This is a genomic window from Nostoc sp., from assembly GCF_036919615.1.
Lineage (GTDB): Bacteria > Cyanobacteriota > Cyanobacteriia > Cyanobacteriales > Nostocaceae > Nostoc.
The window spans coordinates 76,136-99,558 of the sequence record NZ_JBALCN010000091.1 but is presented as its reverse complement, the minus strand read 5'-3'; the positions used below and the strand labels follow the sequence as shown (position 1 = coordinate 99,558).

19 protein-coding genes and 1 pseudogene are annotated in these 23,423 nt (G+C 40.7%); 11 read left to right on the top strand and 9 right to left on the bottom strand.

The genetic code is table 11. The features are described from left to right. The first annotated feature begins 3 nt into the window (after positions 1–3). Positions 4–1,041 carry a tetratricopeptide repeat protein gene (locus V7K48_RS25715; protein ID WP_335076631.1) on the top strand — a complete coding sequence of 346 codons (1,038 nt, stop codon included), beginning with the start codon at positions 4–6 and terminating at the stop codon, positions 1,039–1,041. A gap of 42 nt (positions 1,042–1,083) precedes the next feature. Further along, positions 1,084–3,249 (top strand): prenyltransferase/squalene oxidase repeat-containing protein, encoded by a 2,166-nt coding sequence (locus tag V7K48_RS25710; protein ID WP_335076629.1) that lies wholly within the window; start codon positions 1,084–1,086, stop codon positions 3,247–3,249. Positions 3,250–3,373: 124 nt separating this feature from the next. Here the strand turns inward: V7K48_RS25710 and V7K48_RS25705 are convergent, their stop codons facing one another. Continuing rightward, positions 3,374–3,601, bottom strand: a complete 228-nt coding sequence (locus V7K48_RS25705) for a Nif11-like leader peptide family natural product precursor (RefSeq protein WP_335076627.1) — start codon at positions 3,599–3,601, stop codon at positions 3,374–3,376. 33 nt (positions 3,602–3,634) lie between these two features. Here V7K48_RS25705 and V7K48_RS25700 point away from each other — a divergent pair, with 33 nt between their 5' ends. Then, positions 3,635–5,473, top strand: coding sequence for an ABC transporter ATP-binding protein (locus tag V7K48_RS25700; protein WP_335076625.1), 1,839 nt, complete (start codon positions 3,635–3,637; stop codon positions 5,471–5,473). A 67-nt stretch (positions 5,474–5,540) separates the two neighbouring features. Here the strand turns inward: V7K48_RS25700 and V7K48_RS25695 are convergent, their stop codons facing one another. The 4 genes from V7K48_RS25695 to V7K48_RS25680 form a co-directional block, all read right to left on the bottom strand. Further along, positions 5,541–5,765, bottom strand: a complete 225-nt coding sequence (locus V7K48_RS25695; protein WP_335076623.1) for a hypothetical protein — start codon at positions 5,763–5,765, stop codon at positions 5,541–5,543. A 62-nt stretch (positions 5,766–5,827) separates the two neighbouring features. Continuing rightward, a complete protein-coding gene (locus V7K48_RS25690; protein ID WP_335076621.1) occupies positions 5,828–6,634 on the bottom strand; it encodes a pentapeptide repeat-containing protein in 807 nt (268 codons plus the stop codon). A gap of 10 nt (positions 6,635–6,644) precedes the next feature. Then, positions 6,645–7,286: a hypothetical protein gene (locus tag V7K48_RS25685; protein ID WP_335076619.1), complete on the bottom strand. Its 642-nt coding sequence runs from the start codon at positions 7,284–7,286 to the stop codon at positions 6,645–6,647. Between the two features lie 770 nt (positions 7,287–8,056). Further along, positions 8,057–8,857 carry a hypothetical protein gene (locus V7K48_RS25680; protein ID WP_335076617.1) on the bottom strand — a complete coding sequence of 267 codons (801 nt, stop codon included), beginning with the start codon at positions 8,855–8,857 and terminating at the stop codon, positions 8,057–8,059. Positions 8,858–9,147: 290 nt separating this feature from the next. On the opposite strand from V7K48_RS25680, the gene V7K48_RS25675 reads away from it, so the two are divergent. Together V7K48_RS25675 and V7K48_RS25670 are read left to right on the top strand one after the other, a co-directional pair. Further along, entirely contained in the window at positions 9,148–9,363 is a 216-nt protein-coding gene (locus tag V7K48_RS25675) for a hypothetical protein (RefSeq protein WP_335076615.1), read from the top strand. 39 nt (positions 9,364–9,402) lie between these two features. Then, complete coding sequence (locus V7K48_RS25670) at positions 9,403–10,458, top strand: DUF1350 family protein (RefSeq protein ID WP_335076613.1); 1,056 nt, start codon at positions 9,403–9,405, stop codon at positions 10,456–10,458. 625 nt (positions 10,459–11,083) lie between these two features. Here the strand turns inward: V7K48_RS25670 and argC are convergent. Then, a complete protein-coding gene (gene argC, locus V7K48_RS25665; protein ID WP_335076768.1) occupies positions 11,084–12,076 on the bottom strand; it encodes an N-acetyl-gamma-glutamyl-phosphate reductase in 993 nt (330 codons plus the stop codon). Positions 12,077–12,945: 869 nt separating this feature from the next. Here argC and V7K48_RS25660 point away from each other — a divergent pair. Continuing rightward, positions 12,946–14,070 (top strand): choice-of-anchor tandem repeat GloVer-containing protein, encoded by a 1,125-nt coding sequence (locus V7K48_RS25660; protein ID WP_335076611.1) that lies wholly within the window; start codon positions 12,946–12,948, stop codon positions 14,068–14,070. Between the two features lie 451 nt (positions 14,071–14,521). Here V7K48_RS25660 and glpK read toward each other — a convergent pair whose 3' ends face one another. Then, entirely contained in the window at positions 14,522–16,036 is a 1,515-nt protein-coding gene (gene glpK / locus V7K48_RS25655; protein ID WP_335076608.1) for a glycerol kinase GlpK, read from the bottom strand. A 519-nt stretch (positions 16,037–16,555) separates the two neighbouring features. Between glpK and V7K48_RS35170 the strand changes: the two genes are divergently transcribed. After that, positions 16,556–16,813 carry a hypothetical protein gene (locus V7K48_RS35170; RefSeq protein ID WP_442949475.1) on the top strand — a complete coding sequence of 86 codons (258 nt, stop codon included), beginning with the start codon at positions 16,556–16,558 and terminating at the stop codon, positions 16,811–16,813. 19 nt (positions 16,814–16,832) lie between these two features. Here V7K48_RS35170 and V7K48_RS25650 read toward each other — a convergent pair whose 3' ends face one another. Together V7K48_RS25650 and V7K48_RS25645 are read right to left on the bottom strand one after the other, a co-directional pair. After that, complete coding sequence (locus V7K48_RS25650; RefSeq protein WP_335076606.1) at positions 16,833–18,002, bottom strand: PAS domain S-box protein; 1,170 nt, start codon at positions 18,000–18,002, stop codon at positions 16,833–16,835. Positions 18,003–19,072: 1,070 nt separating this feature from the next. Further along, a complete protein-coding gene (locus tag V7K48_RS25645) occupies positions 19,073–20,365 on the bottom strand; it encodes a hypothetical protein (RefSeq protein WP_335076604.1) in 1,293 nt (430 codons plus the stop codon). A 510-nt stretch (positions 20,366–20,875) separates the two neighbouring features. Here V7K48_RS25645 and bchM point away from each other — a divergent pair. From bchM to V7K48_RS25625, 4 genes and pseudogenes are all read left to right on the top strand, one after another. Continuing rightward, complete coding sequence (gene bchM, locus V7K48_RS25640; protein ID WP_335076602.1) at positions 20,876–21,562, top strand: magnesium protoporphyrin IX methyltransferase; 687 nt, start codon at positions 20,876–20,878, stop codon at positions 21,560–21,562. Positions 21,563–21,812: 250 nt separating this feature from the next. Then, complete coding sequence (locus V7K48_RS25635; protein WP_335076600.1) at positions 21,813–22,292, top strand: hypothetical protein; 480 nt, start codon at positions 21,813–21,815, stop codon at positions 22,290–22,292. 50 nt (positions 22,293–22,342) lie between these two features. Then, positions 22,343–22,723, top strand: a complete 381-nt coding sequence (locus V7K48_RS25630) for a DUF423 domain-containing protein (protein WP_335076598.1) — start codon at positions 22,343–22,345, stop codon at positions 22,721–22,723. A 241-nt stretch (positions 22,724–22,964) separates the two neighbouring features. After that, positions 22,965–23,243, top strand: a pseudogene (locus V7K48_RS25625) (ergothioneine biosynthesis protein EgtC); the annotation flags it as partial. Between the last annotated feature and the right edge of the window lie 180 nt (positions 23,244–23,423).

The following is a 23,423-nucleotide window of genomic DNA, read 5'->3' as shown; positions in this document are numbered from 1 at the left end:
GATATGGAAATTAAGGCAGAACAAATAATTCCAATCTACGAAAAAGCTCTAACAAATAAGCCAAACAATCTTTTAATTTACAGTCAGTTAATAGAACTTTATTACTTTCAAAGTAACTTAGAAGCAGTCATTGAAACTTATCAAAAAGCTCTGCGAATTAAGCCAGAGTTTGAAGTATTTAACGATGCTATTAAAAGGTTGTTACTGGCTCAAACTCATGAACAAAGTAATGAGAGTGAATTATATAAGTGGCTGATTACCGATACAGAATCAGTGACTCATCACCCTGATGCCATTAATCTTATTTGCAATGACAAACTAGATGGAATCTTGATTAAGCAAGTTTTTTCAATAGAAGAAATGGATAATGCCAAGAAACGAATTGAAAAAATAAAATATAGAACTAAGACTACAACATCGTGGGAAACTATTGGTGCGTCAGTAACTAGCGTAAAAGGAGAGCTAGATCATTATTTCGAGCAGTCGTTTAGTTTTAGCTTACAATTGAAAGATATTTTTGAATATAATCTGGAATCAAGAGTATTTTCAATTCTCAATAAACTATCCAAAACTCATACATTAGAGCTAGCTAAAGCCAACTCTGGAAAAGCATTTATTCCAGCACAAATTAGAATACTTCATCCTAATGGTGGTGGCTATAAAGCCCATACCGAACATGAGCTTTTTGAATTTCATCAGCTTTATGAGCATTTAAAGCCAATTGTCAAACAGTTTGATATATTTAGTTATTTTTTGGTTATTGATAAGCCAGAAGTTGGTGGAGAACTGATTTTATATGATTGTTTAAGTGAGCAAACAACATCTGTAATGAAGCAAAATTTTTACACTGATAAGTTAGATGCATATTTAGAAAAATTCAGGAAACAAATTATTAATTCTGATATCGGGGATATGGTAATTTTTAATGCAGGCAGAATATGGCATAAAGTTGCTGATTTTGATGGAGAAAAGCAACGGATTACTGTAGGAGGATTCTTAGCTTGCTGCCAAGAAAATCAAAAAATATTTTGTTTGACTTAATATTTATTAAATAATATATAGTTCATAATAAGAAGTTTTTCAGTGAAGCCAACTCTAGCAGACTCATTCAACATTATTCTTCCTTATTTAGCGACAGATATTGCTGTGCCTACAGCTTTATCTCACTTACAAAAACTAGCAAAACTATCAGCCCCTATTCCCAGAGCAGGTTTTGAAATTCGTCTAAATAAAGAAAATTGGCAGGTTGACTTACAACAAGGAATTTTTTATCAAGATAACGAACCCAAAATTTTAGTTAACTATCTTTCTACTTTTGCTTCATATAACTACGAATTTAAACAACCAGTTTGGAACCAGATTCGTCAATTTTGCGAAGTTTGGAGTAACCCAACTGACTGTATTAAAAATATCAACGAAATTTGGCTAGAATTTGATAATACTGATTCAGCAATTGAACAACTAATTCCTTCTATCTTTATAGCTTTAAAAAACTGCAATTCGTTAGAAGCAAAAAAAGCTTTTAATATTGTTAAATCTACATTAGAATTGCTCTGTCAGCCAATTCCTGATTCACTATATAGTAATTTATATCGTTGTTTTACAGCTTGTGTAACGCCTGCTTATATCAGTCACGTTGGTATAATGTTGTCACGTCAAGTAGAAGCCTTACGAATTAATGTAAGTAAGCTTCCTATATACCAAATAGGTAGTTACTTACAACAGATAGGCTATATTCAAGAAACCAATGAAATTGAAAAATTGGTTAATAAGTTACTAGATACTTTCGATCATGTAAGATTGTGTTTAGACGTTGGCACAAAGATTTACCCTCAGATTGGTCTAGAATGTTTCTTTGAGCAACAATCTGGATTAGAACCAAGATGGTCGCCTTTTTTAGATGATTTGGTAGCCAAAGGATTATGCACACCCAAAAAACGAGATGCACTAATAGCTTGGGTTGGTTATACAACCCCCAGGAACAGCAAGGAACCTTGGGCTAGTCATTTAATCGCTGAGTCTTTATTGCAACCACCAGAAAGTTTAAGCATTTTAGACCGGAGATTAAGCCATATTAAACTTACTTATAAACCTGAATGTTCCTTGGAAGCTAAGGCATATATTGGATTTGTACATCAATGGCTAAAAAATAAATCTATCGAAAACAATTGTCAATCTCAAACTTTAATAAATTTCCAAAATGGAAATCTTCCAAAAACATCAGACGAATTAAGCCATAATCAATTAAACCAAGTTATTGATGCAGCTATTCGGTTTCTTCTTAATTCTGCCAATCAAAAAGGTTGGTGGTGTGATTTTGATATTGACTCACGCAAGAAAAGAAGTGACGAGTGGGTTACTGCTTATGTAGGTACTGTTTTAGCGTCACTGTCAAATGAAAAGGCGCAACAAGCTGCACATCATGTATGGCGCTTATTGCTTAGTCGTCATCAGTCATCACCAGGATGGGGATACAATGGTTTTGCTCCACCAGATGCAGACAGTACAGCTTGGACGTTACGGCTTGCTACAGCTTTAGGTGAAAAATCTCAAAGGATACAAACAGCCTTTGATTTTATCGCCCAGCACATATCATTAAGCGGTGGAGTAGTTTGTTATTTAGAGAAAGAACTCGCCTTTGATACTAATGCAAATTCAGCATCTTTTAAAGGTTGGTGTGGCATTCATACTTGTGTTACTGCTGCTGTTGCTGGTTTAGAACAGATAAAAGCATCTTCGGTTGAGTTTTTAAGAAATACTCAACTAGAAAATGGTAGTTGGAAAGCTTATTGGTGGTATGACCATGAATATGCGACGGCTTTAGCTGCTGAAGCTTTAGCAATGGATGACTATCAGCGTCATTCTCAGCAAGTGCAATTAGCAATTGATTGGGCTGCAAGTAGAATTAACTCCAATGGCGCAGTCTATTCTCGTCAATATGGAGATGATTCTGCTTTTGCTACCGCTTGGTGTGTACGAACTCTCGATTTAGCTAAGGAAAAACAATATTTATCTACTAAGTTAAATCAAGCAGTTAATTGGTTAATTAATACCCAAAAAGCAGATGGATCTTGGGCTTCATCGGCTTTGATGCGATTTCCTGATCCTGCTGATATTTTAGAGCCAGATAGTTCTTCTAGCCCTGTTATTCCAGATGACAAAAGAATTTTTACAACAGCTACGGTTTTAGCAGCTTTATCAAGGGTGCAGCTTGCAGGAAAGTTTGATCGCATGAGAATTCCTGATTAGCGATCGCTCTCATGCCATTGTTCCTCTATCATTTAACAAATAGCATCATCCATAACTCTTCTAGTTTCCATGCAGTGACAAAATTAAAATTATTATTTATTTACTTATTTATACACTCCTATTATTACAACTTTACCTCTGTTTGCATGAATCCGTAACGGAGCGATCGCATTACCCAATCGTGTCTAAAAGCTGTTTGTAAATCCGCTTCAGTATAATCAAATCCTGCATCTCTACCAATTTGTACCAATTCTTCTCCACTTACCGGATATCCTAATATCCGAATTTGATTTTTCAGATTCTCATCTTGTCTCACTGCTTGAATAAATTGTGATGCTGCTTGTATAGACATACTCTATATAATTCTTCTAATTTACTCTACTTAATGAATGTACTCTTGATTAAATTTGCCTCTAAACTCCGCAAACTTTTACCGCAACTTGCTTACATACCACAAACCCTAAAACTGGTATGGACAGCCGCCGGATACTGGACAGTTACGTGGACAGTTCTCCTGATATTACTGGGAGTTTTACCCGTAGCACAAGTATATCTTTTCAAAACAGCGATTGATAGTTTTGTTGCTGTTCTGGGTGCGGGTATTCACTCAACAAATCTCTGGGCTTCTTTAACTATAATTGCCCTACTTGTCGCACTACTACTATTAATGGGTATACTGGGCAACCTCAACAACTGGGTACGTACCATCCAAGCCGAATTGATTGAAGATTATATCAGTTCCCTTATCCATGAAAAAGCCATTTCTCTAGACTTAGCTTTTTTCGAGAGTTCCAATTATTATGATCGCCTACATCGCGCTCATTTAGAAGCTAGAAATCACCCCATTTCTTTACTAGAAAATCTGGGAGAATTCATCAGAAGTCTTCTTACACTCTTGTCAATGGGAATTATTCTATTTTCATTTGGAATTTGGTTACCTCTAGGACTCCTCCTAAGTACCCTTCCCCCTTTTTATCTTGTCGTTAAATTCAATAAAATAGAAAATCAGTGGCGACTGCAAAATACTTCTGCCCAACGATATGCCGATTACTACAGTACCCTGCTAACGTCCCGCGATTCTGCCGCCGAAATACGCTTATTTGAATTAGGAATGCATTTTAAAACCTCCTACGAAGCTATCCGTAAACGCCTACGTCAGGAACGAATGCAATTAATGCGTCAGCGTACTTTCGCTCAATTAATTGCCAGTTTGATTTCCTTATTCATGGTTGGCATCGCTTTAAGTTGGATAGTTTGGCAAATGGCTCAAGGAAAGCTCACTTTAGGCGATTTAGCTCTATTATTTCAAGCCCTCTGGATTAGCCAAGGTCTGTTGCAAACTCTTATAACAAATATCAATAATAGTTATCAAAATCTGTTATTTATCAAAGACTTATTTGAATTTCTATCACTGCAACCGCAAGTTACTAACCCGGACGTTTCCATTACTCCTCCCTCAGTCCTGCAAAAAGGAATAAGTTTTGAACAAGTTACCTTTCGCTATCCTGAGAGTCAGCAACTCGCTTTAGATCAATTTACCCTTTTTATACCTGCTGGACAAATAGTAGCGATCGTCGGTGAAAATGGAGGTGGAAAAAGTACCCTTGTCAAGCTGTTGTGTCGTTTTTATGATCCTGAATTCGGTCGAATTACCTTGGATGGAATTGATTTGCGTGACTTTTCATTAGCAGAACTGCATCGTTTAATAACCGTCCTATTTCAATTCCCTATTCACTATCACGATACAGCTGCTAACAATATTGCTTTAAGTGCTTTAGCCTTTCAACCTACTAGTATAGAGATTGAAACCGCAGCACAGGGTGCAGGTGCAGATATTCCCATTCAACGATTACCATTCGGCTACGATACTTTACTCGGCAAATGGTTTGGGGGAGCAGAACTCAGTGGAGGAGAATGGCAGCGTGTGGCACTTGCACGGGCATTTTTACGCCAAGCTCCTATTATTATTCTGGATGAACCCACCAGCGCGATGGACTCTTGGGCTGAAGCTGACTGGTTAGCCCGGTTTCGCAACCTAGCAGAGCAACGAACAGCAATTATAATTACCCATCGCTTTACCACTGCTATGCAGGCTGATATTATTCACGTCGTTACAAATGGTCAGGTAATTGAATCGGGGACTCATGCGGAATTGTTAGCTCAAGGCAGTTTTTATGCACAATCATGGCAAGCGCAGATGAGAAATTGCATGATATTGGGGTAGATTAAATAACCAGGGCGGGCAAGATGCCATTGGTGTCAAGTAACCTTGAGGCGTTGCATCGGTGTTGTTAACGAACGGCTTTCACCAAGCCCATAGAACGCTGATGCTCGACTAACCTTCGTAATGTGTTGCAATAATCGGTTTTGCGTAGGCGTAGCCCGCCGTAGGCATCGTGCACGATTAAAAAATACAAACTGCGGAAAACCATTTTTATTGAAATTCGTTCTAAAGGCATTAAGATAATTGCACTTTTGTCAAGAGGGTTGAAAGTAGCTACCGGATGAAAAACCACTGCCGAATTAAAACGACCCACCAGCAGAAAGTATTGATATTCGTTTACTTTTATCTTATAAACTAATTGTGCTTTGAAGCGTCAGGCATAATTGCCTCTTGAAGATTTACGCCGCTGAGGTCAGCTAACCTAAGGTCAGCTCCTCTAAGGTTAGCTCCTCTGAGATTCGCTCCTGCCAAATTCGCGCCTCTAAGGTTAGTCCAACTCAAATTAGCTTGACTCAAATCAGCTTCACTTAAGTTAGCCCGTAGCAGGTAAGCACCACTAAGGTGAGCTTTGTTCAGATTAGCTTTGTAAAGGTCAGTTTTATAAAGATAAGCCCCCAACATTTCCGCCTCGTATAAACTTGCCTCGCTGAGGTCAGCCGCAATCAAGTTAGCTTCAGTGAGGTTGGCAAAAGAGAGATTAGTCCGGATTAACTTCGCTGCACCTAAATCGGCATCTCTCAAGTTAGCGCCTCTTAAGTCAGTTCCAATTAGATTAGCATGAGCGATCGCGGCGCCTCTAAGATTCGCCTCACTCAAGTCAGAGCCAATCAAATTGGCATGACTCAAATCTGCCTGCGTAAGTATAGCACCACTCAAGTTAGCAACACTTAAGTTAGCATCACTCAGGTTAGCTTCAACGAGAAAGGCTTTATAAAGGTTGGCACTACTGAGGTCAGCACCACTGAGGTTTGCTCGCACGAGTAAAGCATTACCTAAATCCACCTTGCTCAAATTTACCCTCTGGAGGTTTGCGCCTCTGAGGTTATCCCCTTGGAGGTTTGCAGCGCTCAGGTCTGGTTCAATCTCAGGATTTTTCTTTCTCCACTCAATCCATGTAACTGCACCTGCTTTCAGGAAAGCTAGATGCTCTCGATTTGCCATTTTCTCTTTCTTACTCCTTACGCCCACCCAGAGGATTTGCCCGACCAGCTACACTTTCAATTGCCGCTAACGCTCCTGCCGCACCTGCTAGAATATCTTGTTCTTGTCCACCTAAGTAAAGCCGTCCAAAACTACCTACAGCTAGAACCTCAAGAATGTTAATCGACGCCGCTTTCTCAGCTTCATTCGCAGCCAGTGCGGCGTAAGCAGCAGGCTCAACTTCTAATACATACAGCGTTTGCCCTGCTAGTAGTAGCTGTCCGCGGCGTGTGCGATTAATCAGTTGTGTTTGGTAAGCATCGATGTTGCGGATAATCTGGCTAGAAATAACCCGCGGTTTGAGACATTCCTCTCTTCGGACTCCCAATGCCGCCAAAATGGCTTGACCAGCAGCCCGCGTTTCGCCTTGGGAGCCAGAATGAACTTCCAATAGTCCGTACAGTCGTTCAACTATCTGTACTCCCGGACGGACAGAGGCAGATTTCAGGGCAATATCCGTAATTTTATTAATTTCGATACCAGGAGAGATTTCAATCCACAGTGATGTATCCCCTGGTAATGGTAAGAAGCCTTGGGCTACTGTTCCCATATATGCTGCATGTTGAGGTTGCAGGCTGTCGAGAAATACGAAACTGCGTAGCTCTATTCCCAAGATTTTGCTCTCCAGTCATAAGGGTAAAAGTTATCTATTGCAAGATATGAGCGCCTAACTTGGGGCATTTTTGCCACAAGACAAGGATGGAAAAACACAAAGTAGAAAAATTTTGCTGTCGATAAATCTTACACCTGAGAAGTATTCTGGCAGTAAAAACCGCCTTGACAATTGTACAAGCTTTATTACGCACAAATCGCTGCCTGCAATCCTTAAATCGAGCAATGCTTGGCTTCCTTTACTGATAAATTTAATAGACATCTGGTGGAAAAGAATGTAAAGACGCGTTAGCGTAGCGGGACGAAGTCCAATTTCGCGTCTCTACAAGGGTTCTGGATAACGCATATTTAATTTCTGGAGATGTCTAATGTTACAAAAAAGCTTTTAGCTAAACTGAAGCGGAAAAAGTTCACTGGACTTGTGCCGATATCTTCAAAATGCTGCCAAAAGCGCAGCCAATCAAACTGACAGTACTAGGATTTACACATTGACAAAGTAGGCAATAAGTGTTGTAAGTGGAAATAAGAGGCTATTTGCTAATTAACTTTGACTGGTAAAGTAATCACAAACTCAGTCCTTTGCCTGAGATTGGGTTAACTGCGTAGCTTGCCGCCGTAGGGATCGCTCTACCATGTTTTTCTACCACAATAGACTTAGCGATGTCTGACGACAAGCCGCTTTGCGTCTACGCTAATCCTAATCCGGTACGTTTGCCCACAGTTTTGGTCGTAATCTAAGGATATTATTACTGTCGAAATCCAGTCATTAAATTAAAAAAAGTCATCATCCTCATGTTCAGACAAAAAATCAAGAGAAATTTGCCTGTTGGGGGGAGTTTGGTTAGAAGTATTGGGTGGTTGGAAGTATAAGAGTTGCACTCCTTGCTCTCGAAGCTGTTGTGATTCGGCATAAACATTGTAAAGTAAATCAATCAGATACCAGCAGCAATTGGAACTATCTATTACTTTTGCTAAGGCATTATCTATACGTTCGGCATAACCCTTCTCTACTTCATTTTGTAGATCAATCAATAACTCTGATTTTGGGTCTTCTAGCAACAGCCGCTCAAACTCAGCTTCAATTCTTGCAATTTCTGGGTTTTCATATACTCGCATTGCTGACTGAATTGGCTGTGACACTTTTAACAGAGAAAACTGTGAAATTGGCTCAGTTGAATCAATTTGTTCTTCGTAAAATACATGGGTTTCATCTAAACTATTAGCTCCTTCGCAATTATTCCAACCAGAAAGGAAGATCTGACCAGTTGCATCAGCTTCCAGCAAGATTCCACAAATGTCACGAACTACCCGAAAATGAAAAGCATCACGCCTCAACTGCATTGCTAACGCTGATAGTCGGGGGCAAGTAGCACCTTCTACCCGCGCACAAAATAACTCGTTTGGCCAAGTTTTTACAATTGTCCATCCGTCTGAACCGCTGAACAAGCTGATGATCCATAAACGCGGTCGTTCCCAAGCAGGAAGATAACGCAGTTGTTCTGAGTTAATTGTGATCTCAGGCAGCTGAGTAAGACGACAGCAACCTTCTTCCTGCTCCAAGAGGTGAGTCATTACATCTGCGATTGCAGCAAGATTATCTGATCGAATACAAGTGGTAAAATTCCAGTATCTCTCAAACATTTTTAGTTGTATCTAGTTTGATAGTCTGACTTAGCTCATTAACAACAGAATTGAATTTACATCTAGATATTTCAGGCTATTTGCAGACTAACAATCACAGAAATCTTAACAGAATTAATTACACAATGTCATTGCGAATGGAGCGTAAAGCCTTCTCTACGAGAGGCTGCGCCAACGGCATAGCTTCGCTTAACGCGGTAGCGTCATTATAGAGAAGCGGAATGAAGCAATCGCAAGGGCTGAGATTGCTTCTCTACGAGACGCTGCGCGAACGCTTCTCTTTGAGAGGCTTTTCTACGAGACGCTGCGCTAACGCCAACGTTCGCAATGACTGTAAATATTTTTGTCCATCTACTTACCAAGGTGAGCATCTCAGTTTTGCAAAAGAATCTCTTAAAGAATCCGAAAAGCAGCAACTTCAGTTTGGAGATGTCTAGTATACACCTACCAAAATGAGATGCACTCATTGCTAAGTTATGGTAAATGCAAATTTAAAACTGAGATTTAAACCCGTTTCTCACAGTTGGGTTGCTCTACATCCACAGCCTAAAGGGGTAATTCAATTTATTGCAGGGGCTTTCTTTGGTACTTTTGGCCCCATGCTTTTCTATCGCTATCTGCTTCAATCTCTATTCGAGCAGGGATATACGATTATTCTTCTGCCGTTTAATTTTAGTTTTAACCATTATGTAGAAGCGGGTTTTCTCATGAGAGAGCAGTATGAAATTCTGCCAGAGCTTGTAAGGATGGCAAGTGTTGCAGGATATGATTATGAAGCTTATCTAGATGATAAAAACTTTTCTTGGATTGGACATAGCCTTGGCTGTAAATATATCTCCCTGTTAGAAGGATTTACTGCTTTGCCAGATGATCCTCAAGATAGGCAAAAGTTTATTCGGAATCTGCTATCTCATACTTCGGATGAGTCACAGATAGAAAGTGTCATTGCAGATATTAACATTCTCGTTGAAGAGCTGAAAGGAAAAATTGTAGAAGTTCAAAACCTAATTTGCACTTATGTAGGTCGAAAAATTAAAATTAACAGTGTCTTTATTAAGGGGCAAGTTTCTATCCTCTTAGCACCTGATATTAGCGATACAGCTAGCGCAATTCGTCCGCAATTTTTAGCGGATCTCATCGATAATCTTGGTTGGGGTGTAAAACCAACCCCTGAAGAAACCAAGAACTTAATCAAGGATAGTGGACTATTTAATATCATGGGTTTAGTCTGTTTTCAGTCTGATAATATTGCAAAATTAACCTGTGAATGGTTTAGGAAAACTCTAAAAAAACCACCCCAAGAGTTTCTGAAATTTTTAGAGGGCGGACATTTAAAACCTTTAGGTATTCAACTAGGCAAGTATGTGATTAATCTTTTTGATAAACCTTTGATTGAATCAGCTCCAGAGCGAAAGAGAGGCTTTGAGCATTATGTAATTCAATTGCTTGAGGAACTGAAAAAAGAATCACCTAAGAAAAGTACTGAAAGTTCCAAAATCATTAAGTCAATAATATTAGGTTCGCATAAGTAGTTATGCTAACCACAGCCAATAACCCCACCCCGCCCTTGCGGTTTCCCAAGCTGAATTCTTAACGGCAGTTTCGCCTGATGCCTTTATTGTATTTTGCTGAAGTCGATTTCAATACAATACGCTTGGGTTAAGGATAATTGTAGGTTGAGTTGTAGCTTGCTTGTATTGTAGGGGTACGTAGTAAAACCCAACAAAGTCCCAAAAATGTTAGGTTACCCTTCGGGATCTTGCTACGTCCCTCAAACGCCACTTGCTTCAACTCTTGGAACCCCCGCAACGCAGTGGCTCCACAACCTACGTAGGTTAAGGTTTTTGGCTTTGACCCAAGCGTATTGGATTTCAATAAGCATTCAAGCATATTGCTTTCTCAAAATGCTTGAATGCTTTCTCATTTCGGTAGATTCAGCAAGCAAAAAGGCATATTGCTTTCTCAAAAGGCTTGAATGCTTTCTCATTTCGGTAGATTTAGCAAGCAAAAAGGCAGATTGTTTTCTCAATTTGCCTTTTTGCTTTTTCAAATGAGTAATTTACGCACTAATAATAGTTATCGCTGTCTAGCACAAGCCATTAGTCATTGAGCATGGAGTAAAAGTCATACTCCCTTTTCTTTATGCCTAACGCTCTTTCATAACAATCCCAACTCTTCTGGAAAACCTAGCATGATGTTTAAATTTTGGATTGCGGCTCCCGATGCGCCCTTACCCAAGTTGTCAAGACGAGCAACTAGCAACGCTTCTTTGGTAGTGTCATTGGCGAATACAAAAACCTGAACAATATTGGTGCCGTTGATTGCGTAGGCGTAGCCCGTCGTAGACATCGCATCCAGAAATGTTCCGTCTCTCAGCAGAGTAGAATCTTGGAATGGAGCAACCTGCACGAACTTTTCACTTTGGTAGTAGTCAGCAACTGCTTGATAAATCACCTCACCTGATGGTGGATTATCCAAAATCCCTAATGGCAAAGGCACCTGCACTAGCATCCCCTGCTCAAAATCTCCCACTGCCGGTACGAACAGCGGTGGCGATGCTAACCCGGAATACTGATGCATTTCCTTAACGTGCTTATGCCCAAACTGCAAACCATAGATGCCATAGGCATAGAGCGACTCTGCTCCAGCTTGCTGTTCGTGGAAGGTATGGTACTGTTTAATCAGATTCTTTCCGCCACCAGAGTAACCTGATACTGCATTAACGGTGATGGGAAAATTACTCTTCAGAAGTCCCTTGGCAATTAACGGACGGATACAGGCTAAAAATCCTGTAGGATAACAGCCTGGATTGCTGACAAACTGGGCGCTGGCGATTTTCTCTCGCTGTTCTGGATTTAGTTCAGGAAAGCCATATACCCAGTTTTTAGCTGTGCGATGGGCACTACTAGCATCAAGGATCTTAACCGTACTACTATTGACTAAGCTAACAGCTTCGCGGGCTGCGTCATCAGGCAGGCAGAGAATCACAACATCGACGGCATTGATTAGTTTGGCTCGCTCAGTTGCATCCCGATGTTTAGATGCCTCAATGCTAACTAACTCAATGTCATCCCGTTGGTTGAGGCGTGAGTAAATCTGTAAGCCTGTGGTTCCCGATTCCCCATCAATAAAAACTTTAGGTTTAGTAATCATGCGTCCAGCATCCTGATCTGTAAGTAGTATTTTTTGGATTTAAAGGATAATAATCCTTTAATAGCAAGGGTTTGAGCGTTTGATAATTGAGGCTATTTTTGAATCAATATCCTTATGCAGTAAGGATTATACAAATTACGTGCGTTTGCCCTGGTATTCTCCCTTAGTTTTTTTCAAAAATAAAATCGGATTCCTAGAGCAAAGCTAAAAATAAAATTAAAATTTTTTGTGTTGCTCACGACATCTAAAAAATAATAAGTATGTTATGTTACAAAACGAAATCATAAATGATCTGATTTTCAGCAATTAACTTAAGTGTGAATACAGCCGTTGCGATATAGGCAGCCAGAGGATTTCTGAATTCTTTCTGACCAAGACTATACCAAAATTCCTGCTGAGTTCTCACTAAAATCTGGTTTAAATAACGAATTTATAGTACCTGATGTCACAAATTAATTGTGATATCACGTATTACAAAATCCGTTAGGTCAATACTATTGTAGCTGTTTTCAATTGTATGGAATACATATCTGTTGAGGAGTGCAAAGTCTTGTGCCCCATAGCATATTGCATCTATACGAAAATCGCTATACCCAGTCTGAGGGATGATTCATAAAAGTAAATCTCCAGCCTGATTAAAACGAATAATCGACTATATCCACAGTGAAACCACGTTCTGTAAAGCAGTTCCCGTACCACTTCCCTACGGAACGCTCCGCGAACGTGGAAGCAAGCTATGTGTAGGGTCTCGTTCACCAGAAGGGTAGGCTGGAGATTTATTTCGGGTTCGTGTCTGAGCAAATTTTTGTAGGAGTTAAGTGAACAAAATGAATCTGTGCAAACAACCTCAAAGCAAGAATAGAGTATTGATTTTAACTTCCCTGGCTGTGTTGGCGTCTTCGTTAGTATTGCCCTTGCAACAAGCCTTTGCAGGAACATTAACGACTGTTGTAAATTTCAATGGTACTAATGGAGGGACTCCAAAGGCAGGTGTGTTTGCAGGGAGCGATGGCAATCTTTATGGAACAACTTCCACAGGTGGTTCGCAAAGTAAAGGAACAGCATTCAAATTAACTGGTTCTACTTTTAGTACTCTGACCACACTAGTTAACTTCACTGGAACCAATGGAACTAACCCAGTTGCTAGATTATTCCAGGCAACTGATGGCAATCTATATGGTGCAACCTTTGTAGGTGGTACAAATAACGCCGGTACGTTGTTTAAGTTACCAAAAACAACTTTTACAACCCTGACAACCCTTTTGAATTTCAATGGCATTAATGGAGCCAACCCAGCAGGTCGATTGATTTCAGGTAGCGATGGTAGCTTGTGGGGGACAACTTCTGCCGGTGGGGTCAACAGTAAAGGAACTGTATTCAAGATTCCGCTGACTGGTGGTGTCCCCACTGTCTTAGTTAACTTTAACGGTACTAATGGAGCAACTCCATTAGCAAGGTTGCAATTAGCTAGTGACAAAAACTACTATGGCACCGCCTCAGCAGGTGGAGCAACTAATAAAGGTGTGGCATTCAAGTTAACTCCCGCAGGAGTAATAACTTCATATAGCTTTAGTGGCGCTAATGGGCAAAATCCCCGGTCTGGATTAACTGAATCTGGTGGATTTCTCTATGGCACAACTTATCTGGGTGGAACCAGTAATAAAGGAGCTATATTCAAGGTTCCGCTCGGTGGCGGTACACCGGTTTTAGTTGCCAGTTTTAATGGCACTAATGGGGCCAACCCCACAGCTGCAGTCACAAAAGGAAGCGATGGTAACTTCTACGGGACAACTTCTACAGGTGGTGCAAATAATAAAGGAGCCATCTATCGATTGGCTGGAGGAACCCTCACTTTGTTATTTAGTTTTAATGGCACGAATGGGGCAACGCCAGAGTCTACCCTAATTCAACTTGCTAGTAGTGCATTTTACGGTACCACCTCTACTGGTGGTGCTTCTGGACAAGGAAGCGTGTTTAAATTTATACCATAACCTCAAATACATCTACATGCCAAATTAGGACTTACGCAAAAAACCTCTCAAACTCTTATTCCTCCGTGTCGCACCAGTTGCTTCTCCTAAAGGGAGATGCTGCGCGAACAAGTCTCTTGACTGCAAGGGCGCACTGGCTTCTCTGCGTCCTTTGTGGTTCGATTTTCCGTTGCTTGTGCGTAAGTCCTACAAATAAATAAGCTGTTCCCCAAATAGCCTTGCATATATTGGGCGCTCGTGTCGCCCACCCCATAAGAAATGTACAATTTCAGATTATGCAAACTAGATGTGGTTGAGCTTAGTAGAACCTAAATTTGAAAAATGTAGATTTTTCCACTTTCAGATAGTCATGCTTACTGACTATCTGAGAAGTGGAAAAGACATTCGCAGACAACCAAATATCTTCATAATCAAGCAAAACAATTAACTTCAACTCGTTTTTGGTGAAGGGTTACTCCGTCCAAGCGAGAGTGCGTTTCACTGCCTTTTGCCAAGTAGCAAAATTGGACAATGGGTCATTGCTCCCCGGCTCAAACACACGTTCAATTTGCCGTTGCTGCACCAATGCTTCATAGCTCTCCCAAAATCCTACAGTTAAACCTGCTGCAAATGCTGCACCCTGAACGGTCGTATCGCGCATTATCGGACGTTCAACTGGAATACCTAGCACATCAGCCTGGAACTGCATTAGGAAATTATTCTCGCAAGCACCACCATCTACACTTAATCGACCAACTGGAGTACTGCTAGATGCATTTATCGCCTGTACCACCTCCAGAACTTGATAAGTGATCGCTTCCAGTACGGCGCGAACCAGATGCTCTGGTTGTACACTGGCGGTAATGCCGAAAAAGGCTCCCCTAGCACTCATATCCCAGTAAGGTGCGCCCAGTCCACTAAATGCAGGCACAAAGTATACTCCGCCATTATCTTTTACCTGATTGGCCATCGCTTCAGTTTCAGCAGCAGTTTTAATCAGCTTCAGGTGATCGCGCAACCATTGAATACAAGTACCACTAGTAAACATACTGCCTTCAAGAGCATAACCTACATCTAAAGTTTCCTTTGGCTTGCCTTGTGTCCATGCCACTGTAGAAATGAGTTGATGCGGCGATCGCACAATTTGATCACCTGTATGAGCAACTAAAAAGCTACCAGTACCGTAGGTGCATTTCATCAAACCGGGGCGATCGCAGCCATGACCAAAGAGAGCAGCGTGCTGATCCCCTAAGATGGCAGTGATCGGAATTTCTGCACCCAACAGAGTAGCATCAGTAACTCCAAATACTCCTAAACTAGGCTGAATCTGGGGCAAAATATCAGCCGGAATCTGAAACAAATCCAGTAAAATCTCATCCCACTTACAGGTTTTGAGATTCATCAACATTGTCCGGCTGGCGTTGCTGTGGTCAGTAGCATGGATTTTCCCACCCGTGAGGTTCCACAGCACCCAGCTATCAATAGTGCCTGCCAAGACATTGTTCAGGTCAATATCAGTAAATTGGTCTAATAGCCACCTGAGCTTGGTAGCAGAAAAGTAGGCATCGATAATCAATCCGGTGCGATCGGAAATTTCTTCAGCATAGCCTTGCTGTTGCAACTGGTAGCAAAGGGGAGCAGTGCGGCGATCTTGCCAGACGATCGCTCTATGGAGTGGTTTACCAGTATTTTTGTCCCAAATCAAACAGGTTTCACGCTGTACAGTTAGTCCCAGGGCTACAACTGCTGATGGAGCAATCTGGGCATTTCCAATTGCAGTTTGCATCACCCAACAGGTATCCTGCCAGATTTGTTCAGGGTCATGTTCTAACCATCCGGGCTGAGGATAATACTGAGTTAGTTCTTTGTATGCCTGCCCAACAATCTTGCCGTCTGCGTTAAACACAAAGGCGCGGTTGCCTGTTGTACCTAAGTCCAGTGCTAAGATGTAGCCTGATGATGGAGTTGTCTTGCCAAGTGTGTGCATAGCCGCTTTGATATGCTGCAATCGCGATTTTAGCAATACACGTCAAATCAGATATACATTATTTTGGGTACATTTTGAATTCCCTGTTTGCATAGCGTTGCGCTTACTTTGCTGTGTCCGCCTCAAATCCCATATCCTTCACAACGTTGCAGGATGCTGTGCATTTTAATTATCTGTAAGTAGATCGGCACAAAAAATTATTATATAAATGGTACGATCGAGGGAATATTACACACAACTTCATACTAGTTTTAGTATTATATTTCGGTGACAACGTATAAAGTGTCGCTTTATTCAAGGCTGATCACGAGACTAAGGTTTTATAGTTCGCATATAAAAAGTAATAGTAAAAGTTAAAACCATCGAAATACAACAAAACTTGAATATGTTCGTAATAGAGCAACGCAAGTTGGATTGAGCAGTTTTGTGATTTACTTAGTAGGTTCAGCGTACTAGATATTTGTCAACTCTTTACTTGAGGAATTTGTCTGGCGTTGGTTTGTCTATCACAAATGTGAAATGTTGGTATTGAGTCCTTTTGCTGTAGTACTGTCTGCACTGTTTTTTACGATTCATCACATTGTTGGTTTGGCTAGCTTACTTCGACTGGCGTGCGACAATATTATGCCCATTGGGCGTGTTCCTAGCAGGGGCGATTTGGTCATGGTGCTACTTAACTTATTGCTCAATTTGGCCTGGATACATCAGCCACATTTTTGCAGATATAGCAATTTTCCTGATTGGCTGGCAACTTATCTTTGCTTAACAAAGATGTAATCAATCTACAGCGAAGTAATTAATCGAAATCTCTCAAGATAATGTGTTTTTTTAAGTCAAAACTGATTATACCTTGTTCTTGTAATTTGCCCATCAATCGTGTAATTGTTACTCTGGTAGTGCAGCAGGCGCTAGCAATATCTTCGTGAGTGAAGCGAACACTTAGGCGAGTTCCCTCCGGAACAGCTTCACCGACTTCTCGTTTCAAAAGTTGTAATAAATGGTGCAAGCGTTCTTGTACCCGTCGTCTTCCAGAAATGACTAAAAAAGATTCTGTTTGGTGTAACCGCTGATTAATTTTTGGTAAAAGTGTATGGCTCAGGGTTGGGGAAGCTGCTATCTCTGCCACGTAAATTGATACCAATTCAACATCAGAGAGGGCTGTTGCTTGGTAAATGTTTAGAGATGTTAAACTAGAGCCAAAAACCATTCCTGCTGTTGCCAATCCGATCAGCACTTCTTCACCCGTTTCACAATAGGTACTGAGTTTGACCAAACCCTGACAAACATACCAAATTACTAGTGGGTTGAGGGGAATAGTTTCTCCTTTACAATGCTTATCCAGGGGACGATCATAGAAGAGGTCGTGGTCATTTTTGACTAACACTGATTCTAAGTGCTGGCGCTCAGTAATATCACGTAGCAGCCAGCGCAGAGAGATTGCCTTATCCTGGTGATTGCGAACAACTGCCACTGTCAAAGCTGCATCAAAAAACTCGCCATAACGTTGTTGGAAGCGTACCAGTAACTCTTTAACTTTGTCTGATTGGGATAGCTGGATGAGTTCGCTGCGAACTTGCTGACGTTCTTGTAAAGGGACGAAGTTAATCATTGGTTTGCCCACCAGAAATTGCTTTGAAACATTTAGCAATTTAGCTGCGGTATGGTTAGCTTCTTGGATGATTCCTTCTGTATTAGTCACTAAATAGGCGTCTGGCGCAAACTCGAATAAATCTTGGTAGTGTTGGCGTTCTGCTTCTAGCCAATTCCGTGTTTGTACTAGTTCCTCATTTTGCTGATACAGTTCCTCTGCTGCTAACTGTACTATCTTTGAGGTGTTATAGAGTTCATTAAAAGCTTGCGGCAGCAGTTCCTGTGAAATCCAAGGTAATACACTAGCAGTTTCGTATAAATCTGCTAAACGCTTGTGCAATGCTTCTGCGCGTTGAATAAATTTTTCTATGTTCACCTTAAATTCCCGCTACTTGCTTGCAGAGGTTGAGCAAAAAAATCTACTAGGTAAATCCTTGGAAAAATTGCAGCATTCCTAATTTCGCTGAGTAATAAATTTAACTGGTTGTAAACTGCAATTGTTATTCAATTGAATTTATAAATAAAAGTACATTTATTTTAGCTTTTCGCCAATTTATGTTCTCTAGGACTACGGATAGACCAGTTTTTTAAATGACATGTGTCGCATTCAACCTAGATGCTCAAAGTAGATTGAATCTATAAAATTACAAAGTCTCCATTGATAATTTTAGCCACCCAGATACTTTTTTTTAAAAAAGCTTACAGCATTTTGCTAAGTATTACTTCTACCTTTGGTGGGAAAATTCGGTAAATTCAACTAATAGGATCGCCAAATCTACTGACCTAAGATTATGCTAATTTGTGACTAAACTAATCAGCCAGTCAAAATTATGACTAGCAAAGAAATTAAATAATATACCACAGTCGGAAAACCCTGGATCTCAACCTTAATTTCTGACTATTGTTAACCCGCTTTGTCATTCCCCCAATGAATAATTTAGTGCTAATGATAATTGTTTCCATTATTACCCAGAGTAACTGATCAGATGTTCGCCAGCTTCCATCACAAGAATCAAGCCACTACTACCAAAGATATAGAATCTAAGTTAAGTTTGTTTGTGCCCATAAATACGTTCCCTATTAATAAATTTTATAACAAGATTCCCAACTTCTTTAAGAAGTCATGAATCTGAGCTTTTCGATTTTCAAATTCATTATGGAACTATCTAGCACAGGCAAGAGTAAAACTACTGAGGACAAGCAATAGTCGAACTACTACATCTAGAATTGCAAAATAGATATTAATAAACTCAAGAAATTTGTATAGAAAAACACATATAAAATTAATAATTAACCGCCTCTTTAGTTAGAGGATAAATGAAGTAGTAAGTTGGTGTAATGTAACAATGCGTAACAGCTTATCAACGCGCAAGTTATAAGGAGTGATAGGTGAGGTTCAATACTATAAAATCTCGTCACTCCTTTTTACTACTTCAGTTTATTAGCTTAACGGATGCCATCATTATCAATAGCGCTATAGCTGTCGCTAGGGAAAAGCCCCAACCAAGGGTCAGAACTAGGAGTTAAAAATAGTTGGGCGTATACTTGTTCATTCAGCGCTTCCACACTCCTTGTTTGCTTACCTTGCATAAACCATTGATGAATTTGGCTGTGTAGCATATATTCATTTCTGACTGTATCTAAAGCCATTGTGGCTTCAAATTTTTTCACTATTATCGGCAAATTATCTTCCTGAGTGTTGGCAGACTGAGACTTTTTAGCTCTGATTAGAGAGATGCTGTTCTGGTCTAGCTTGACATCTGCGGCATAGAGTTGAGCGATTTTGTTCCAAACTTTCTGGTCAGTAATTTCAGCTAAAGCGTTTTGATTCCGTTCGGCATCAGACTGGAGAGCAGTCAACATTGGCGTTTCAACTCTCATCTTAGAAACTGCTAAAGAGCTTGCTATTTCTGCTGTAGGTGGCTGACTGGGATTGCTCGGAATTTTCACCAACTTAGGGGGAGACTGGATACCCAAACGGGATAAATCTGCAACCCATTGGGCTTGGATAGAATTCAGGCGATCGCTGTGGTATTTTCTTAAAAAAGACTCGCGATCGCTTGGTGTAAGTTTGCTATAATTTTTTACGGCTACTTCAGCCTGCTGTAGCTGATGCAAAAATGCTTTGGGACTATATAGCCCTGGAATTGCATCGATTGGACGACCCGATTCATCCAATATATAGTGAATACTATTGCCTGTAATCGTTCGCTCTAACTTGCGTCCGTCGCCAAAATCAATTGTTACTTTCGGTACAGGGCGGACTGATTGCCAGTGCAAAATGAAGCGGTCTTGAAGTAGTTTAGAAATTTCAACATTCGGATACAGCGCAACCCTGAAGAACCTACTATTAGCACAACTCAAATCTTGATCCAGCCTGCCCAGCAACCGCAGAGATAAAATGGGTTTACCACTAGTTCTGGCAGCAGCTTTGGCTTGTTCTATGTCAGTGTACCAGTATAGACGAGAGGCATAACAGTCCCGTTGTTGGCAGAGTTCGTCTAAAGCTACTCGGAGTGCAGGGGAAAGTAGAACTGCACCTGAAGAATCGGTCTTTATCGTATTGGCATGAGATTTTAAAAATACTTGTAACCCGCTTGGACCCTGTTTCCGAAGCACAGAAACTTCTTGAGATAGCTTGGAGATTTCAGCTACAGGAGTTTGAGCATCAGCTGTCTGCAAAAAACTAAAGCTGACTAGCATGAGTGTGAAAGGATATTTGAAGGTTCTAAATTTCATATATTTTCATAAAAATAGGGGATCGGGTGTCGCCATTACTAATTAGAGAAGTCTAGTTTAACTTGTAAAAATGAACAGATGCTCTGAAAGTTTCAGGTGTGATAGTAAACTTTAAAATATCGACATATAGCAGTTTTAAATTGCGTGAAGTACAGCAAGTCGTAGGGGCGCGCAGCAGTAAATCACGGCGTAAATAAACATACCATTCAAAATGGCGCAAAAGCCCAGAATACAACTCTTTGGAGCTAGTCTTGGGGCAGTTTTTGTCACACTTTCGGGTCTTGGAAGATCCATGTGGGAAACAGGGTTAGGAACATGCTTTTATCAGTATAATAGCGATCGCAATTGACCAATGCGGCGGGAAACTGAAAATACGGTGTCTGATGCTAAAAAAAAACTTGCTCCAAGCCCATAGCCGCAAACTATATCTGGAAAAATCTGCAAGACCCCTCTTATGGGTTCCTATCAATGATAATTTTAAGCATTGGGAACCCTTAAAAATCAAAGTTTATGAACGCAGCCGACGAGAAAATGATTGTTCGCGAGTATTTCAATTCCACAGGGTTTGACCGTTGGAAGCGAATCTACGGCGATGGCGAAGTCAACAAAATCCAACTAGACATCCGCAATGGACACCAGCAAACCGTGGATACAGTTCTCGGCTGGCTGAAGGCTGATAACAATTTACCAGAGCTATCAATCTGCGATGCTGGGTGTGGTGTTGGTAGTCTCAGCATCCCCCTAGCAGTAGATGGTGCCAAAGTCTATGCCACCGATATTTCAGAAAAAATGGTGGAAGAAGGCAAGCATAGAGCCAAGCAAACTTTGCAAAATGCCGAAAATCCCACTTTTGCCGTACAAGATTTAGAATCGTTAAGTGGTAGTTACCATACTGTTATTTGCTTGGATGTTCTTATCCACTACCCCCAAGAAAAAGCCGATGAGATGATTTCTCACCTCTGTTCTTTGGCACAGTCGCGGATAATTCTCAGTTTTGCGCCGAAGACCTGCGCCCTGAGTATACTCAAGAAAATTGGCAGTTTCTTTCCCGGGCCAAGTAAAGCGACTCGTGCATATTTACATCGTGAGGCTGATGTGGTGAAAATTTTGGAAAGTAATGGCTTTTCTTTGCAACGAAAGGCGATGACGAAGACTCGCTTTTATTTTTCTCGCCTACTTGAAGCTACACGTAAGTGAAGTTAAAATCGCAGCAAGATGAATACTATATCCTTTGCTGCGATTTGACAATCTCAAGGTTTAACACTGGTAGGTATTGCAGTTGGCATCCAGTTCTGCTTTTTATCTTGGCGACGCCGAATAGCCTGTCAGAGACATTGCTCTGATTGGGAGCATGAATAATTATTATAAAAGAAGCGATCGCACTCCAAAATCCCTTTGCGAAAGTCAAGTTAAAATCGCTAACAAAGTGTAAATCCAAAGTGGAACTATGAAAACTGCTGAAAAATTGGCTGCCGGTTGGCTACTGACACTCGGATTCATGTTTTTAACGTTATCAGCAACAGCGACATTGGAAAAATTTGCTACACGTAAGGTGTACACACCAGTCAAAGATGGCTATGATTTTACCGCACCAAATGCTACTTATGAAGATGATAATGCTGCTGTTGGTGGTCTAATTTTTGGCGTTCCTACTTTAACACTGGGTACATGGTTAGCATTGGGATTGTACCGTCAAAGCAGACAGGAGAAAAAGGCGCTTAATGAACAAGTTAGCGATCGCCTGCAATCTATTTTTTATGAGATGCTACAAGAAAATCATGGGCGCGTAACTGTTTTAGGCTTTGCCATGCAGTCACAACTACCCGCAACCCATGCTAGGCAATATTTAGATGAAAAAGCTAAAGACTTCAATGCAAACTTTAAGGTGAACGAAGAAGGGGCTGTATCATATCATTTTGATGTCTAATTGATATCTAATGGCCCGTTAAATTCCAGATCAACTTACGGCTAGGTCTAATGACGCAGATTTTTTTGAGTGTAGCTGCCATTTTAGGCGGTTTGTCAGTTGCTGCTGGTGCTTTTGCTTCCCATGCCTTGCGAGAAAAAATTAGTGAGCAATCGCTAGAAATTTTTGAAACTGGCGCTCGTTACCAAATGTATCATGCTCTAGCACTTTTTATAGTAGCACTGCTAATTAGTCGCACCGAATTTCCTCATCCCACTCTCCTAGCCAGTGGATGGCTGTTTATCATTGGCATTGCTATTTTCTCAGGTAGCTTGTACGCCCTTAGCTTAACCGATATTAAATCCTTAGGAGCGATCACCCCACTAGGCGGCGTAGCCTTGATTGCTGGTTGGGGTACTTTAGCTTTTGCCGCTTGGAATTTGAAGTTGTAAAAAAGTTAGAAATGAGGAGTTAGGAGTTAAGAGTTTTTAACTTCTAACTCCATTTATTGGAGACTCAATCACCTCTTTTTTACAGCAGATTTTATAGGAATAGACCATAGTAGGGTGGGCATTACAATGTCCACCCTACAAGCCACAAATGACGAACTCAATTCCCTCCTTAAAAAGCAGGAAAAGGGAGGGTCAAGTATAAAAAGTAATAAAGCAACAAGAATATTTTTCAACAAATAGAATTGCCAAATTTATAAAACTTTTTTCTTTAGAGAATCTTTTGTATAAATCAGAACACTCACTGATAGTCCAGAGTTATCAACCCCGCGAAATGACCTCTGGGGTAGTAAATGCAGATGGCTTTGGTGTGGGTTGGTATCATATTCAAAAAGATACTGACCCTTTTATCTATAAAAATACCCTGCCTATTTGGAATGATATAAACCTACCCAGCCTCAGCCGTTACGTTGAATCAAAGTCTGTACTTGCTTATGTCGGCAGTGCTACACCAGGAGAAGCCGAGGTATATTCGCGATTTGTGGGTAAGCGGCTACCCACATAAGCTGAACGGGAAAAAGCAGTCAGTTAGGATGCACAAACTAATAATTACCGCACCTCTCCTTGGGGAGATGAAGAACTAACTGCCCAACGCTTTGATTGCGTAGGCGTAGCCCGTTGTAGACATCGCCTAATTTGTAAG

Coding starts and splice junctions, on each gene's coding strand:
- V7K48_RS25715 (WP_335076631.1), top strand. CDS start 4: ATGGAAATTAAGGCAGAACAAATAATTCCAATCTACGAAAAAGCTCTA.
- V7K48_RS25705 (WP_335076627.1), bottom strand. CDS start 3,601: ATGTCTATACAAGCAGCATCACAATTTATTCAAGCAGTGAGACAAGAT.
- V7K48_RS25700 (WP_335076625.1), top strand. CDS start 3,635: ATGAATGTACTCTTGATTAAATTTGCCTCTAAACTCCGCAAACTTTTA.
- V7K48_RS25690 (WP_335076621.1), bottom strand. CDS start 6,634: ATGGCAAATCGAGAGCATCTAGCTTTCCTGAAAGCAGGTGCAGTTACA.
- V7K48_RS25680 (WP_335076617.1), bottom strand. CDS start 8,857: ATGACTCACCTCTTGGAGCAGGAAGAAGGTTGCTGTCGTCTTACTCAG.
- V7K48_RS25675 (WP_335076615.1), top strand. CDS start 9,148: ATGAAGCAATCGCAAGGGCTGAGATTGCTTCTCTACGAGACGCTGCGC.
- V7K48_RS25670 (WP_335076613.1), top strand. CDS start 9,403: ATGGTAAATGCAAATTTAAAACTGAGATTTAAACCCGTTTCTCACAGT.
- glpK (WP_335076608.1), bottom strand. CDS start 16,036: ATGCACACACTTGGCAAGACAACTCCATCATCAGGCTACATCTTAGCA.
- V7K48_RS35170 (WP_442949475.1), top strand. CDS start 16,556: ATGTTGGTATTGAGTCCTTTTGCTGTAGTACTGTCTGCACTGTTTTTT.
- V7K48_RS25645 (WP_335076604.1), bottom strand. CDS start 20,365: ATGAAATTTAGAACCTTCAAATATCCTTTCACACTCATGCTAGTCAGC.
- bchM (WP_335076602.1), top strand. CDS start 20,876: ATGAACGCAGCCGACGAGAAAATGATTGTTCGCGAGTATTTCAATTCC.
- V7K48_RS25635 (WP_335076600.1), top strand. CDS start 21,813: ATGAAAACTGCTGAAAAATTGGCTGCCGGTTGGCTACTGACACTCGGA.
- V7K48_RS25630 (WP_335076598.1), top strand. CDS start 22,343: ATGACGCAGATTTTTTTGAGTGTAGCTGCCATTTTAGGCGGTTTGTCA.